Source organism: Aeromonas sp. QDB17, assembly GCF_027705305.1.
GTDB classification, from domain to species: domain Bacteria; phylum Pseudomonadota; class Gammaproteobacteria; order Enterobacterales; family Aeromonadaceae; genus Aeromonas; species Aeromonas caviae.
This window is the reverse complement of the sequence record NZ_JAPDBP010000026.1, coordinates 43,677-57,960: the sequence shown is the minus strand read 5'-3', so window position 1 is coordinate 57,960 and position 14,284 is coordinate 43,677. Positions and strand designations below refer to the sequence as shown.

Genomic DNA, 14,284 nt, shown 5'->3' with positions numbered 1-14,284 from the left:
AGGCGCTAAAGATGAAAACACCGGCGCAGGCCTATGCCGAAGCCGCTTAGTTGTGCAGGAACGGCTGGGTCATTACAAAGATACATTATTTGTCATTAAAAGCTTTAACGTGATTGAACCAACCCTAAAAACAATCTAACGCTAGGATAAGATATAATAGCTCCGAACACAGCGATACCAACCCCCAGCTCCCGACAATAACCAATCGACAGCATATAGTTTGAAAACATCCACAGGAGACCACTCGCTCTCCCACTAAATGTCATTGTTTCACATGAATCAGCCAAAACAATATTGGTACCGATAAGCACAAAACCGGCGCCGGCAGAAAAGACCAGCAACGCATGACCAATGACAAAGAGATGGGCCCGCTTATCGCCATCAGAAAAATAAATGCCAAACCAGAATAAAACCAGAGATAACGGGAACAGGTTAAATGCAATCCAATCAATCACTCTGGTAGAGGATGAACTATCAAAAATGACTGCATTGCCGGTAACAACAAGCAACATGATAAACAGCAGAAAAAACCACCTCATTGTTTCACCCAAGCACCGAGAACGACGATATGATTGTTATATCCTCATCTGCTGAACTTGCGAAGCCAAATATCAAGCATCATAAAAAAGCCGCCCATCGGGCGGCATTTCTATCAGAGATAACAGGCTAACTTACCAGCCGGTTACTTCACGCAGGGCCTTGCCGATATCGGCGAGCGACCGCACGGTTTTCACGCCGGCATCTTCCAGGGCGGCAAATTTCTCGGCCGCCGTGCCTTTACCACCGGCGATGATGGCGCCCGCATGACCCATGCGCTTGCCAGCCGGAGCGGTGACACCCGCGATGTAGGAGACCACCGGCTTGGTGACGTGGGCCTTGATGTAGGCAGCCGCGTCTTCTTCGGCGTTGCCGCCGATCTCGCCGATCATCACGATAGCTTCGGTCTGCGGGTCATTCTGGAACATCTCGAGGATGTCGATGAAGTTGGAACCCGGGATGGGGTCACCACCGATACCGACGCAGGTGGACTGGCCGAAGCCCTCGTCCGTGGTCTGCTTGACCGCTTCGTAGGTCAAGGTGCCGGAGCGGGAGACGATGCCCACCTTGCCCGGCTTGTGGATGTGGCCCGGCATGATGCCGATCTTGCACTCACCCGGGGTGATGACACCCGGGCAGTTGGGGCCGATCATCCGCACGCCGGTTTCCTGCAGCTTCACCTTGACGTCCAGCATGTCCAGGGTCGGGATGCCTTCGGTGATGGTGACGATGAGCTTGATACCGGCATCGATGGCTTCCAGGATGGCGTCCTTGCAGAACGGGGCCGGTACATAGATGACGGAGGCGGTGGCGCCGGTGGCTTCCACGGCATCACGGACGGTGTTGAACACCGGCAGACCCAGGTGAGTGGTGCCGCCCTTGCCCGGGGAGACGCCGCCGACCATCTGGGTACCGTAGGCAATGGCCTGTTCGGAGTGGAAGGTACCCTGACCGCCGGTAAAGCCCTGGCAGATCACCTTGGTGTCTTTGTTGATCAGAACGCTCATTATTTGGCCTCCGCTGCTTTTACCACTTGCTGAGCTGCGTCAGTCAGACTCGTTGCGGCGATGATATTGAGGCCGCTGTCGGCCAGTTTACGGGCACCCAGTTCGGCGTTGTTGCCTTCCAGACGCACCACCACGGGCACTTTCACACCCACTTCCTTGACGGCGCCGATGATGCCTTCCGCGATCATGTCGCAGCGCACGATGCCACCGAAGATGTTGACCAGCACGGCTTGTACCTTGCTGTCGGAGAGGATGATCTTGAAGGCCTCGGTCACGCGCTCCTTGGTGGCGCCGCCGCCGACGTCCAGGAAGTTGGCCGGTGAGCCGCCGTGCAGGTTGACGATGTCCATGGTACCCATGGCCAGGCCCGCGCCGTTGACCATGCAGCCGATGTTGCCATCGAGCGCCACATAGTTCAGCTCCCACTGGGCGGCGTGCGCTTCGCGGGGGTCATCCTGGGACGGATCGTGCATCTCGCGCAGTTTGGGCTGACGGTACAGGGCGTTGGCGTCGATGTTGATCTTGCCGTCGAGGCAGTGCAGGTTGCCCTTGTCGGTGATGACCAGGGGGTTGATCTCCAGCAGGGCGAAATCGCAGTCCAGGAACATCTGGCCCAAGCCCATGAAGATCTTGGTGAACTGCTTGATCTGATCGCCGACCAGACCCAGCTTGAAGGCCAGCTCGCGGGCCTGATAAGGCTGCGGGCCTACCAGGGGATCGATGGCAGCCTTGTGAATGAGTTCCGGGGTTTCGTGGGCGACTTTCTCAATCTCCACACCACCTTCGGTGGAAGCCATGAAGACCACGCGGCGAGAGCCACGGTCGACCACAGCGCCCAGGTACAGTTCCTTGGCGATGTCGGTGCAGGACTCCACCAGGATCTTGGTAACCGGCTGACCATTGGCGTCAGTCTGATAGGTCACCAGGTTCTTGCCGAGCCAGTTCTGGGCAAAGGCGCGGATCTCGTCCTTGCTCTTGGCCAGCTTGACACCGCCCGCTTTACCGCGGCCACCGGCGTGGACCTGGCATTTGACGACCCAGGTGTTGCCGCCAATCTTGTCGGCCGCTTCGGCCGCTTCCTGCGGGGTAGCACAGGCATAACCTTCGGAGACCGGCAGGCCATACTCGGCAAACAGCTGTTTTGCCTGATATTCATGCAGATTCATAGATGCTCTATCCGTGTTGTAGGTATTTCCGTCCGGGGCTCGTGTTTCTCAATCCCCTGTGAATGGGGGCCTGGGCGGCCCCTCGTTATCTTTCAGTCACGCTTGCTCAGACATCCAGCAGCAGACGGGTCGGGTCTTCCAGGAGCTCCTTGATGGAGACCAGGAAGCCCACCGACTCGCGGCCGTCGATGATGCGGTGATCGTAGGAGAGCGCCAGGTACATCATCGGCAGGATCTCGACCTTGCCGTCGACGGCCATGGGGCGGTCCTGGATCTTGTGCATGCCCAGAATGGCGCTCTGGGGCGGGTTGATGATGGGGGTGGACATCAGGGAGCCGAACACGCCACCGTTGGTGATGGTGAAGTTGCCGCCAGTCAGCTCATCCACGGTCAGCTTGCCGTCACGGCCCTTGCCGGCCAGGTCTTTGATGGCCTTCTCGATGTCCGCCAGGCTCATGTTGTCGCAGTCGCGCAGCACCGGGGTCACCAGACCACGGGGGGTGGAGACGGCGATGCTGACGTCGAAGTAGTTGTGGTAGACGATGTCGTCACCGTCCAGCGCTGCGTTCACTTCCGGGTAGCGCTTGAGGGATTCGACCACGGCCTTCACATAGAAGGACATGAAGCCGAGCTTGATGCCGTGCTTCTTCTCGAAGATCTCGCCGTACTGCTTGCGCAGCTTCATGATGGGCGCCATGTTGATCTCGTTGAAAGTGGTCAGCATGGCGGTGGTGTTTTTCGCTTCCAGCAGACGCTCGGCGATGCGCTTGCGCAGACGGGTCATGGGCACACGCTTCTCGGTGCGACCAGCCAGCGGCGCAACCGGTGCGGCAGCCACGGGAGCGGCAGCAGTCGGCGCAGCCACCGGAGCCTTGCCCAGATTCTTGATGAAGGCTTCCACGTCTTCCTTGGTGACACGACCACCCTTGCCGGTGCCGGTCAGCTTGGCGACGTCGATGTCGTGCTCGGCCACCATGCGGCGCACGGACGGGCTCAGGCCATCGGCAGCGTCATCGGCCACGGCTTCCACCGGCTTCTCGCTGGTCGCTTCACCGGCAACGGGGGCCGGCTTGAGCATGGCGATCAGCTGGCGGGAGAGCACGGTCGCCCCTTCGCTCTGCAGGATGTCGCCCAGTACGCCGGCTTCCGGCGCGGGCACTTCCAGCACGACTTTATCGGTTTCGATGTCAACCAGCACTTCGTCACGGGCAACCAGATCACCCGGTTTCTTGTGCCAGGTCGCGATGGTGGCATCCGCCACTGATTCCGGCAGGTCCGGTACCTTGATCTCGATAGTCATGTAATCAGTTCCTTGTTACTTCTTGGCCAGCAGGCTTGTTCCAGGTCAGAGAGGGTCCCGACACGGGCCCTCTCATCCACAACTCGTTCATTCCAGGGTAAGGGCGTCTTCCACCAGGGCTTTTTGCTGCTTGGCGTGGACGGACATGTAACCGACGGCCGGTGAAGCCGACGCCGGGCGACCGGCATAACGCAGACGGGCATGGCTTGGCAGCACGCTGTCGTAGTGATGACGGGTGCTGTACCAGGCGCCCTGGTTCTGCGGCTCTTCCTGACACCAGACGAAGTCGGTGACATGGCTGTAATCGGCCAGGATGGCGCGCACTTCCTCTTCCGGGAAGGGGTAGAGCTGCTCGATCCGTACCAGGGCCACGTCCTGCTGCTCCGCCTTGCGACGGGCATCGAGCAGGTCGTAGTAGACCTTGCCGGAGCAGAAGACCACGCGCTTGACGCCTTTGGGATCCAGCGCATCGATCTCGCCGATGGCGTTCTGGAAGGTGCCCTCTGCCAGCTCTTCGAGCTTGCTCACCGCCAGCGGGTGGCGCAGCAGGGATTTGGGCGTCATCACGATGAGCGGACGGCGCATCGGGCGCACTACCTGACGACGCAGCATGTGGAACACCTGCGCCGGGGTGGAGGGCACGCACACCTGCATGTTGTGCTGGGCGCACATCTGCAGGTAACGCTCCAGACGGGCGGAAGAGTGCTCCGGGCCCTGGCCCTCGTAGCCGTGGGGCAGCAGCATGGTCAGGCCGCACATCCGGCCCCACTTCTGCTCGCCGGAGGAGAGGAACTGATCCACCACCACCTGGGCGCAGTTGGCGAAGTCACCGAACTGGGCTTCCCAGATGGTGAGACCGGCCGGTTCCGCGCTGGCGTAGCCATATTCAAACGCCAGTACCGCGTTCTCGGTCAGCACGGAGTCGTACACCTCGAACGGGCCTTGGCTCTCGTGCAGGTTGCACAGCGGGGTGTAGGTGCTGGCATCGGTCTGGCTGTGCAGCACGGCGTGGCGATGGAAGAAGGTACCGCGGCCGGAGTCTTCCCCGGTGAAGCGGATGCGGGAGCCCTTGTCCACCAGGGTGGCGTAGGCCAGAGTCTCGGCAAAGCCCCAGTCCACCAGCTTCTCACCGGCGGCCATCAGGCGACGGTCTTCGTAGATCTTCTCGACCTGGCGTTGCAGCACATGGGTGGCCGGGTACTGGCTGATGCGCTCACCCAGGGCCTTCAGATGATCCATGGGCACAGTGCTGTCATAGGCCATGGCCCAGTCGTGACCCAGATACGGCGTCCAGTCCACGGAGTGCAGCTCCATGGGGCGCCACTCCTTGCTCACCCGCTCGCCCCGATCCAGGGTATCGCGATAGTCGTTGACTAGCGTGGTGGCCAGCTCCGGCGCGATGGCTCCTTCGGCGATCAGCTGATCGGCGTAGATCTTGCGCGGGGTCGGGTGCTGCTTGATCTTCTGGTACATCAGGGGCTGAGTCGCGCTCGGCTCGTCGGCCTCGTTGTGACCGTGACGACGGTAGCAGACCAGCTCGATCACCACGTCGCGCTTGAAGGTGTTGCGGTAATCCAGGGCAATCTGGGTCACCAGCACCACGGCTTCCGGGTCATCCCCGTTGACGTGCAGCACAGGGGCCTGCACCGCCTTGGCGATGTCGGTGCAATATTCGGTGGAGCGCAGGTCACGGATATAGGAGGTGGTGAAGCCCACCTGGTTGTTGATGACGATGCGCACCGTCCCGCCCACGCCATAGGCACGGGTCTGGGACATGTTGAAGGTCTCGGCAACGACCCCCTGCCCCGCGATGGCGGAGTCACCGTGGATGGTGATGGGCAGGACGCTGGAACCGTCCTTGTCACCGCGACGGTCCATACGGGCACGCACGGAGCCGATGACCACGGGGTTGACGATCTCGAGGTGAGACGGGTTGAAGGCGAGCGCCAGGTGGACGTTGCCGCCCGGGGTCGCGAAGTCGGAGGAGAAGCCCATGTGGTACTTCACGTCCCCTGTGCCCCAAGATTCGCCGTGCTTGCCGGCAAACTCGTCGAACAGGTCCTGGGCGCGCTTGCCCAGCACGTTGATGAGCACGTTGAGGCGACCACGGTGGGCCATGCCGATGACGGCTTCCTTGCAACCCTGCTCACCGGCGCGGCGAATAAGCTCTTTGAGCATGGGCACCATGGCATCGCCCCCTTCCAGGGAGAAACGCTTGGCCCCCGGGAACTTGGCACCCAGGTATTTTTCCAGCCCTTCGGCGGCGGTCAGGCTCTCGAGGAAGCGGGTCTTCTCTTCGAGGGTATAGTTGCCCTTCCCTTCGATGGATTCCAGCCTGTCTTGCAGCCAGCGCTTCTCCTCGGTGGAGGTAAGGTGCATGTAGTCGGCGCCGATGCTGCCGCAATAGGTTTTCTTCAGCGAGGCATACAGATCGGAGAGCACCATGGTCTCGCGACCGATGGCGTAGGAGCCCACATTGAAGGTGGCCTCCATGTCTGCACCTTGCAGGTTGTGGAAGGCCGGATCCAGCTCGGCGACCGGCTCGCGCTGCCACAGACCCAGGGGGTCCAGGTTGGCGTTCTGGTGACCGCGGAAGCGGAAGGCGTTGATCAGTTGCAGTACGCGAACCTGTTTGGCATCCACCTGGGGATCGGAGACGGGAGCGCTGTAACGGGAGGAGTCCTTGGCCAGGCGGCGGAAATAGTCGCGAACCTGGGAGTGGGGTTGTTCTACTGCATGTCCGTTGACCTGGGGCAGCGACTGGAACAGGCTGCGCCATTCGTCGGCAACGGAGTCGGGGTTTTCCAGGAAGGATTCGTACAAATCCTCAATGTAGCTTGCATTCGCACCAGCCAGGTGAGATGACTCCAACCAGGCCTTCATCACGCCGTTATGCATTTCTATCCCTTGTACATCTTGTTCGCTGCACTGCAGCTTGTAGGGTCATAGCCATCCCGGGGCGGGATGGCTATCCAGAGGTCGGGCCCGGCGCAAGGCGCCCTGGCCCCGATACTACACGGCCCGGTTGAGCAACATCGACTTGATCTGACCGATGGCCTTGGTCGGGTTCAAGCCCTTGGGACAGACGTTCACGCAGTTCATGATGCCGTGGCAGCGGAACACGCTGAAGGCGTCATCCAGGTTGCCCAGTCGCTCACTGGCCGCAGTATCGCGGCTGTCCGCCAGCCAGCGATAGGCGGCGAGCAGGCCGGCCGGACCGATGAACTTGTCCGGGTTCCACCAGAAGGAGGGGCAAGAGGTGGAGCAGCAGGCACAGAGTATGCACTCGTACAGGCCATCCAGCTTGGCGCGCTCTTCGGGGGATTGCAGGTGCTCACGCACGGGCGGCAGTTTTTCGTCGTTGATGAGGAAGGGTTTGACCTTCTCCCACTGGGTGTAGAACTGGGTCATGTCGATCACCAGATCCCGGATCACCGGCAGACCGGGCAAGGGCCGAATGACGACCTTGCTGCCCTTCTTCAAGAGATCCGAGAGCGGCGTGATGCAGGCCAGACCGTTCTTGCCATTCATGTTGAGACCGTCAGATCCACAGACCCCTTCGCGGCAGGAGCGGCGGAAGGCGAGCGTGGGATCCAGCTCCTTGAGCTGGATCAGTGCGTCGAGCACCATCATGTCGGAACCTTCAGGAATATCAAGACGATAATCCTTCATATACGGGACGTTATCAACGTCCGGATTGTATCTGTAGACAGAGAATGTGACGTTCATTGTGCTTGGCTCCGCAATCAGTAAGTCCGGACCTTGGGCGGGAACGCCTCACGGGTCTTGGGTGACATGTTGACAGCGCGACGGGTCATGGACTCGGTGTCCGGATGATAGAGGCTGTGGCACAGCCAGCTCTCATCGTCACGCTCCGGGAAGTCGAAGCGGCTGTGGGCGCCACGACTCTCGGTACGGAAGTTCGCCGCCACCGCGGTGGCATAGGCGGTCTCCATCAGGTTGTCCAGCTCCAGGCACTCGATGCGCTGGGTATTGAACTCCTTGGAGGTGTCGTCCAGACGGGCGTTCTTGAGACGCTCGCGGATGAGTTTCAGCTCGGCCAGCCCTTCTGCCATGGCATCCCCTTCCCGGAACACGGAGAAGTTGTTCTGCATGCAGCGCTGCAGGTCCTTGCGGATCTGGGCCGGGTCTTCCCCGTCACGGTTGTTTTCCCAGCGGTTGAAGCGCTCCAGCGCCTTGGCGATGTCGGCGTCGGTGGCTTCCACGCCGTGCTCCATCGAGCCAAGGGTCTCCACCAGGTGCATGCCGGCAGCACGACCGAACACCACCAGATCCAGCAGCGAGTTGCCGCCCAGACGGTTGGCACCGTGCACGGAGACGCAGGCGATCTCGCCCACCGCGAACAGACCGACCACCGGCACGTCGTTGCCATCCTTGTCCTGGGTCAGGCACTGGCCGTTCACGCTGGTCGGCACGCCGCCCATCATGTAGTGGCAGGTCGGGATGATGGGGATGGGCTCTTTGACCGGATCCACGTGGGCGAAGGTGCGAGAGAGCTCGCAGATGCCCGGCAGACGGGATTCCAGCACCTCTTTGCCCAGGTGATCCAGCTTGAGCTTGATGTGCGGGCCCCAGGGGCCGTCGCAGCCACGGCCTTCGCGGATCTCGATCATGATGGAACGGGCCACCACGTCGCGACCGGCCAGGTCCTTGGCGTTAGGCGCATAACGCTCCATGAAGCGCTCGCCGTCCTTGTTCAGCAGGTAGCCGCCTTCACCGCGGCAACCTTCGGTCACCAGTACCCCTGCCCCGGCGATGCCGGTGGGGTGGAATTGCCAGAACTCCATGTCCTGCACGCCGACCCCGGCGCGCAGCGCCATGCCGACGCCGTCACCGGTGTTGATGTGTGCGTTGGTGGTGGACTGGTAGATGCGACCGGCGCCGCCGGTGGCGAGCACGGTGGCCTTGGCCTTGAAGTAGACGACTTCACCGCTCTCCATGTCGATGGCGGTACAGCCGACGATATGACCATCCTGGTTCTTCACCAGATCCAGGGCATACCACTCGGAGAAGACGGTGGTCTTGTTCTTGACGTTTTGTTGATACAGGGTGTGCAGCAGGGCGTGACCGGTGCGGTCGGCTGCCGCCGCGGTGCGGGCAGCCTGCTCACCGCCGAAGTTCTTGGACTGACCGCCGAACGGACGCTGGTAGACGGTACCGTTGTCAAAGCGGGAGAAAGGCAAGCCCATGTTCTCCAGCTCATAGATGGCCTCGGGGCCGGTCTTGCACATGTATTCGATGGCTTCCTGATCACCGATGTAATCGGAGCCCTTGACGGTGTCATACATGTGCCACTGCCAGTTGTCGTCGTGGGCATTGCCCAGGGCGACCGTGATCCCGCCCTGGGCGGAGACCGTGTGAGAACGGGTCGGGAAAACCTTGGATAACAGGGCGCAGCTCTTGCCGGACTGGGCAATCTGCAGCGCGGCGCGCATACCGGCGCCACCGGCACCGATCACGACCGCATCAAATTCACGAGTTGGAATAGTCACCTTACACACCCCACAGCACGACGAAACCAGTCATCACATAGACAAACAGCACCACCACCAGCACAAACTGCAGCGCACCGCGCAGTCCGACCGGCTTGATATAGTCGGTCAGCACCTGCCACAGACCGATCCAGGCGTGGATCAAGACGCATACGAGCGTCAGCAGGGTGAAGACCTTGGTGAAGGTGTTGGAGAAGAAGCCGGTCCACACCTCGTAGGTGATGTCGTTGAACGCGACAAAGCCAACCAGATAGAGGACGTAGCACGTCATGATGAGGGCGGTGGCGCGGATCAGGATGTAATCATGAACACCGCTGCGCCCGAAAGTTGCAGAATTGGTTACCATACCAGTACCCCCGCCAATACCGCCAAAACCGCGGTGATCACGAAGGCCACACGGGCACTCTGATTACCGGATTCCAGCTCTTCCCAATAGCCCATGTCCATGACCAGGTGCCGCAGACCGCCCACGATGTGGTAAGCCAGCGCGGTCAGGATCCCCCACAGCACGAACTTGACCAGGAAGTTGTCCATGATGGCAACGACCGATTCAAATCCTTCGGGAGAGGCGAGTGAAGTACCAAGCATCCACAGCAAGATGGCCAATGCCACAAAGGTGATGACCCCTGAGACACGATGCAAGATGGAAGCGATGGCGGTGACAGGAAAGCTGATCGTCTGTAGGTCGAGGTTTACAGGTCTCTGTTTGTTTTTCACGGCTTTGCCCACTCAGCTCCATTGAGCACGTTAGTTATTGTTTTCACACGCTTTGAGGGCGAGGAGTGGCATTTGTTAGGTTTTTGTTACCAAAACAACTCAGAAAAGCCAAAAATAACATTTTCGATATCACATCTGGCTTTGCGAAAGCGTTTCAAACACCGACGACCATCACCCACGTGGCGCAGTATATCGGCGGCCTTAACCAATGACAATCAAATAGCTACACAGAAAATCCAAAACCGTAAACCAGATCTCACAACAGCTTTAACAAGTCATTAATGATCATCCAGCAAAATTGACAAAGACATGGTTCTCTGGTTCAAATAAGGCGCTCCAGCCGCCGTGGTACGGGTAAGAACCTTTGCCAGCGTCATAACAGTCGTAATAAAGTAGGGCTGGAACCAAATTATAAAAGAGCAAAGGAGACGTGCTATGGCTGATAAGATAGCCACCCTACATCTGCCCGGAAAAGAGCCGGTTGAACTGCCGATCCTCTCCGGTACCGTTGGACCCGATGTGATCGATGTCAGAAAGCTGGGCACGCAAGGATATTTCACCTTCGACCCCGGCTTCATGGCCACCGGTTCTTGCAAATCTTCCATCACCTACATCGATGGCGACCAGGGTGTCTTGCTGCACCGCGGTTACCCCATCGCCCAGTTGGCCACCCAGGCCAGCTACCTCGAAGTCTGCTACATCCTGCTGTACGGCGAGGCCCCCACCAAGACCCAATATGCGGAATTTGAACGTCTGGTCACCCGCCACACCATGGTGCACGAGCAGATCGCCTTCTTCTTCCGTGGCTTCCGCCGCGACGCCCACCCCATGGCCGTCATGTGCGGCGTGGTCAGCGCACTGTCCGCCTTCTATCACGACGCCCTCGACATCAACAACGAGGAGCATCGCGAGATCTGTGCCTTCCGTCTGCTCTCCAAGATGCCGACCCTGGCCGCCATGTGTTACAAGTACTCCATCGGCCAGCCCTTCATGCAGCCGCGCAACGCCCTCTCCTATGCAGGCAACTTCCTGCACATGATGTTTGGCGTGCCGACCGAAGAGTACAAGGTCAACCCCATCGTCGAGCGCGCCATGGACCGGATCTTCACCCTGCATGCGGATCATGAGCAAAACGCCTCCACCTCCACCGTGCGTCTGGCCGGCTCTTCCGGTGCCAACCCGTTTGCCTGTATCGCTGCGGGGATCGCCTCCCTGTGGGGCCCGGCCCACGGTGGTGCCAACGAAGCCTGCCTCAAGATGCTCGAAGAGATTGGCTCCGTGGATCGCATTCCCGAGTACATCGGCCGCGCCAAGGACAAGAACGATCCGTTCCGTCTGATGGGCTTCGGTCACCGGGTCTACAAGAACCACGATCCCCGTGCCACCGTGATGCGCGAAACCTGCCACGAGGTGCTTACCGAGCTGCAGATCAAGGATCCGCTGCTGGACGTGGCCATGGAGCTGGAGCGCATCGCGCTGTCCGACCCCTACTTCATCGAGAAGAAGCTCTACCCGAACGTGGACTTCTACTCCGGCATCATCATGAAGGCCATCGGCATCCCCATGTCCATGTTCACCGTGATCTTCGCCATCTCCCGTACCATCGGCTGGATTGCCCACTGGAACGAGATGCACTCGGACCCGGATCAGAAGATCGGCCGTCCCCGTCAGCTCTACACCGGTCAGCCCCTGCGCGAATTCGTGCCCCTCGACCAGCGCTGAGCCCGATCTGTCATGGTTTGTTACAAAGGCGGTCATTGACCGCCTTTTCTTTTGCAGGTTTAATCGCGCCCTTTTACGCCAAGGACACTCATCATGAAATCTCCCCTGCTCCTCAGCTCCGCCCTCCTGCTCAGCGCCTGCCAGAGCGCCCCGACTACCGAAACTCTCTATATTCAGGACAAGTTGGCAGACTGCGTCGGTGTCGCCCCCATGAAGTGCATGCAGGTACGCAGTCAGCCGGGCGAGAGCTGGAGCCTCTTCTATCAGCAGATCGAAGGCTTCACCTTTGAACCGGGCTTTCGCTATCAACTGGAAGTGAGCAAGGAGCAACTTGCCGATGTGCCGGCCGATGCCCCTTCCTTGCGCTACCAGCTGATCAAGGTCGTGAGCAAGGAGCCGGTTCGCTGACGAGTCACTGACAGGTGACCCGGTTTCGTTTGTGTGCTCTCTGGGGTATGCTGTCACCCCTTTTTGCCACGGTTTGAGTACGGACCCGACCCGCATCATGATCACGATCCGCACCATCCGCACGCCAGACTGGCCCGCCATCATGGCCATCCAGCACGAGTGTTATCACCAGTTCGAACCCGAGCCCCTCGAGGTGATGCAGAACAAAACCGAGCTGGCCCCCGCCTCCTGCTGGGTGGCCGAGCGTCAGGGCAAGGTGCTGGGTTACCTGCTCTGCCACCCCTGGCGTGCCCACCAGCCCCCGCCCCTCTCGGTGCCGATGAAGGCGCTGGCCGGCCACGACGAGTTCTATCTGCACGATCTCGCTGTCTCGAGCAAGGCACGCGGCCTGGGTGTCGGACAGCGACTGCTGGCAAGGGCGCTCGCTTTCGCGAGCCATGCAGGATATCGCCATGCAGGCCTGGTGGCGGTTCAGGATGCCCCCGCCTTCTGGCGCAAGCAGGGGTTTGTGCCCGCCGACACCGGCAAATCGCTGGTGGAGTATGGTGACGGGGCAGTCTATATGCGGTTGCCCCTGGCTGACAGCGGTCCCAAACCGGGAACCATCAGCAGAATTCAATAAAAAGAGTTCAATAAAAAAGGCGCCTTTCGGCGCCTTTTTCTATTTCGCGTTGCGCTCCCCACAGGGAGATCAAGCCTTGAACTTGCTGAACACCAGAGAGGCGTTGGTACCGCCAAAGCCGAAGCTGTTGGACATGACGGTATTGAGGTCGGCCGCTTCGTATTCACGCACGATGGGCAGGCCCACGGCTTTCTCGTCCAGGTTCTCGATGTTGATGCTGGGGGCGATGAAGCCGTGTTCCATCATCAGCAGGGAGTAGACGGCCTCGTGCACGCCGGCGGCGCCCAGGGCATGGCCGGTCATCGCCTTGGTGGCGGAGAGCTTGGGTGCATTGCTGCCAAACAGGGTCTGAATGGCTTCCAGCTCCTTGGTGTCACCAACCGGAGTAGAGGTACCGTGAGTGTTGATGTAGTCCACCTTGCCGACACCCTGCATCGCCATCTTCATGCAACGCACGGCGCCTTCACCGCTCGGGGCCACCATGTCGTAGCCGTCGGAGGTCGCACCGTAACCGGTGATTTCGGCGTAGATGTGGGCACCACGGGCCAGGGCGTGTTCCAGCTCCTCGACCACCAGAATGCCGCCACCACCGGAGATGACGAAGCCGTCGCGGTCCGCATCATAGGTGCGGGACGCTTTTTCCGGGTTGTCGTTGTACTTGGTGGAGAGCGCGCCCATGGCGTCGAACTGGATGGTGGAAGACCAGTCCAGCTCCTCGCCGCCACCGGCAAAGATGATGTCCTGCTTGCCAAGCTGGATCAGTTCCAGGGCATGACCGATGCAATGGGCAGAGGTCGCACAGGCGGAGCTGATGGTGTAGTTGACACCTTTTATCTTGAACGGGGTGGCAAGACAGGCGGAGGTGGTGGAGGACATGGTACGCGGCACCATGTAGGGACCCACCCGCTTGACGCCCTTTTCACGGGCGATATCGGCAGATTCGGAGGTGTTCTTGCCGGAGGCGCCGCCGGAACCGGTCACGATGCCGGTACGCTCGTTGGAGACCATCTCTTCCGGCAGGCCGGCATCTTCGATGGCCTGCTGCATGGAGAGGTAGGCGTAGGCCGCGGCGTCACCCATGAAACGCATGACTTTACGGTCGATCAGTTCAGACGGATCGAGTTTGATGTTACCCCAGACACGGCTGCGCAGGTTGTACTGCTCGAACTGCTCGGAATAGGTGATGCCGGATTTGCCTGCTTTCAGGGAGGCCAGCACCTCTTCCTTGTTGTTGCCGATACTGGAGATGACGCCGATACCGGTGATCACTGCTCTTCTCATTAATTCATCTC

13 protein-coding genes are annotated in these 14,284 nt (G+C 60.1%); 3 read left to right on the top strand and 10 right to left on the bottom strand.

Features of this window, described 5'->3' with window-relative positions:
• Window positions 1-104: 104 nt before the first annotated feature.
• The 9 genes from OKC41_RS18430 to sdhC all read right to left on the bottom strand — a co-directional run bounded on the left by OKC41_RS18430 (window position 105) and on the right by sdhC (window position 10,252).
• Window positions 105-512, bottom strand: coding sequence for a hypothetical protein (locus OKC41_RS18430; RefSeq protein WP_201894206.1), 408 nt, complete (start codon window positions 510-512; stop codon window positions 105-107).
• Window positions 513-671: 159 nt separating this feature from the next.
• The gene (gene sucD, locus OKC41_RS18425) at window positions 672-1,544 is read right to left on the bottom strand and encodes a succinate--CoA ligase subunit alpha (protein WP_005300222.1); all 873 of its coding nucleotides are present in this window, start codon (window positions 1,542-1,544) and stop codon (window positions 672-674) included.
• Complete coding sequence (gene sucC, locus OKC41_RS18420) at window positions 1,544-2,710, bottom strand: ADP-forming succinate--CoA ligase subunit beta (RefSeq protein ID WP_005300220.1); 1,167 nt, start codon at window positions 2,708-2,710, stop codon at window positions 1,544-1,546. Before sucC ends, sucD begins: the two co-directional genes overlap by 1 nt.
• Window positions 2,711-2,816: 106 nt before the next feature.
• Complete coding sequence (gene odhB, locus OKC41_RS18415) at window positions 2,817-4,010, bottom strand: 2-oxoglutarate dehydrogenase complex dihydrolipoyllysine-residue succinyltransferase (protein ID WP_042863770.1); 1,194 nt, start codon at window positions 4,008-4,010, stop codon at window positions 2,817-2,819.
• 87 nt (window positions 4,011-4,097) lie between these two features.
• Complete coding sequence (gene sucA / locus OKC41_RS18410; protein WP_052816295.1) at window positions 4,098-6,908, bottom strand: 2-oxoglutarate dehydrogenase E1 component; 2,811 nt, start codon at window positions 6,906-6,908, stop codon at window positions 4,098-4,100.
• Window positions 6,909-7,022: 114 nt separating this feature from the next.
• Complete coding sequence (locus OKC41_RS18405) at window positions 7,023-7,739, bottom strand: succinate dehydrogenase iron-sulfur subunit (protein ID WP_010674497.1); 717 nt, start codon at window positions 7,737-7,739, stop codon at window positions 7,023-7,025.
• A gap of 17 nt (window positions 7,740-7,756) precedes the next feature.
• The gene (gene sdhA / locus OKC41_RS18400; RefSeq protein WP_029314421.1) at window positions 7,757-9,523 is read right to left on the bottom strand and encodes a succinate dehydrogenase flavoprotein subunit; all 1,767 of its coding nucleotides are present in this window, start codon (window positions 9,521-9,523) and stop codon (window positions 7,757-7,759) included.
• A 1-nt stretch (window position 9,524) separates the two neighbouring features.
• Window positions 9,525-9,869, bottom strand: coding sequence for a succinate dehydrogenase, hydrophobic membrane anchor protein (sdhD, locus tag OKC41_RS18395; RefSeq protein ID WP_010674495.1), 345 nt, complete (start codon window positions 9,867-9,869; stop codon window positions 9,525-9,527).
• A complete protein-coding gene (sdhC, locus tag OKC41_RS18390; RefSeq protein ID WP_029314418.1) occupies window positions 9,863-10,252 on the bottom strand; it encodes a succinate dehydrogenase cytochrome b556 subunit in 390 nt (129 codons plus the stop codon). Before sdhC ends, sdhD begins: the two co-directional genes overlap by 7 nt.
• Before the next feature lie 423 nt (window positions 10,253-10,675).
• Here sdhC and OKC41_RS18385 point away from each other — a divergent pair, with 423 nt between their 5' ends.
• The 3 genes from OKC41_RS18385 (at window position 10,676) to OKC41_RS18375 (ending at window position 12,992) form a co-directional block, all read left to right on the top strand.
• Window positions 10,676-11,962, top strand: a complete 1,287-nt coding sequence (locus tag OKC41_RS18385) for a citrate synthase (RefSeq protein ID WP_010674492.1) — start codon at window positions 10,676-10,678, stop codon at window positions 11,960-11,962.
• A gap of 93 nt (window positions 11,963-12,055) precedes the next feature.
• On the top strand, window positions 12,056-12,370 hold the full coding sequence (locus OKC41_RS18380; protein ID WP_041215298.1) for a DUF4377 domain-containing protein: 315 nt from the start codon (window positions 12,056-12,058) through the stop codon (window positions 12,368-12,370).
• Window positions 12,371-12,467: 97 nt separating this feature from the next.
• The gene (locus OKC41_RS18375) at window positions 12,468-12,992 is read left to right on the top strand and encodes a GNAT family N-acetyltransferase (protein ID WP_010674490.1); all 525 of its coding nucleotides are present in this window, start codon (window positions 12,468-12,470) and stop codon (window positions 12,990-12,992) included.
• Window positions 12,993-13,061: 69 nt separating this feature from the next.
• On the opposite strand, the gene fabB is transcribed toward OKC41_RS18375, so the two are convergent.
• The gene (gene fabB, locus OKC41_RS18370; protein ID WP_029314417.1) at window positions 13,062-14,273 is read right to left on the bottom strand and encodes a beta-ketoacyl-ACP synthase I; all 1,212 of its coding nucleotides are present in this window, start codon (window positions 14,271-14,273) and stop codon (window positions 13,062-13,064) included.
• Between the last annotated feature and the right edge of the window lie 11 nt (window positions 14,274-14,284).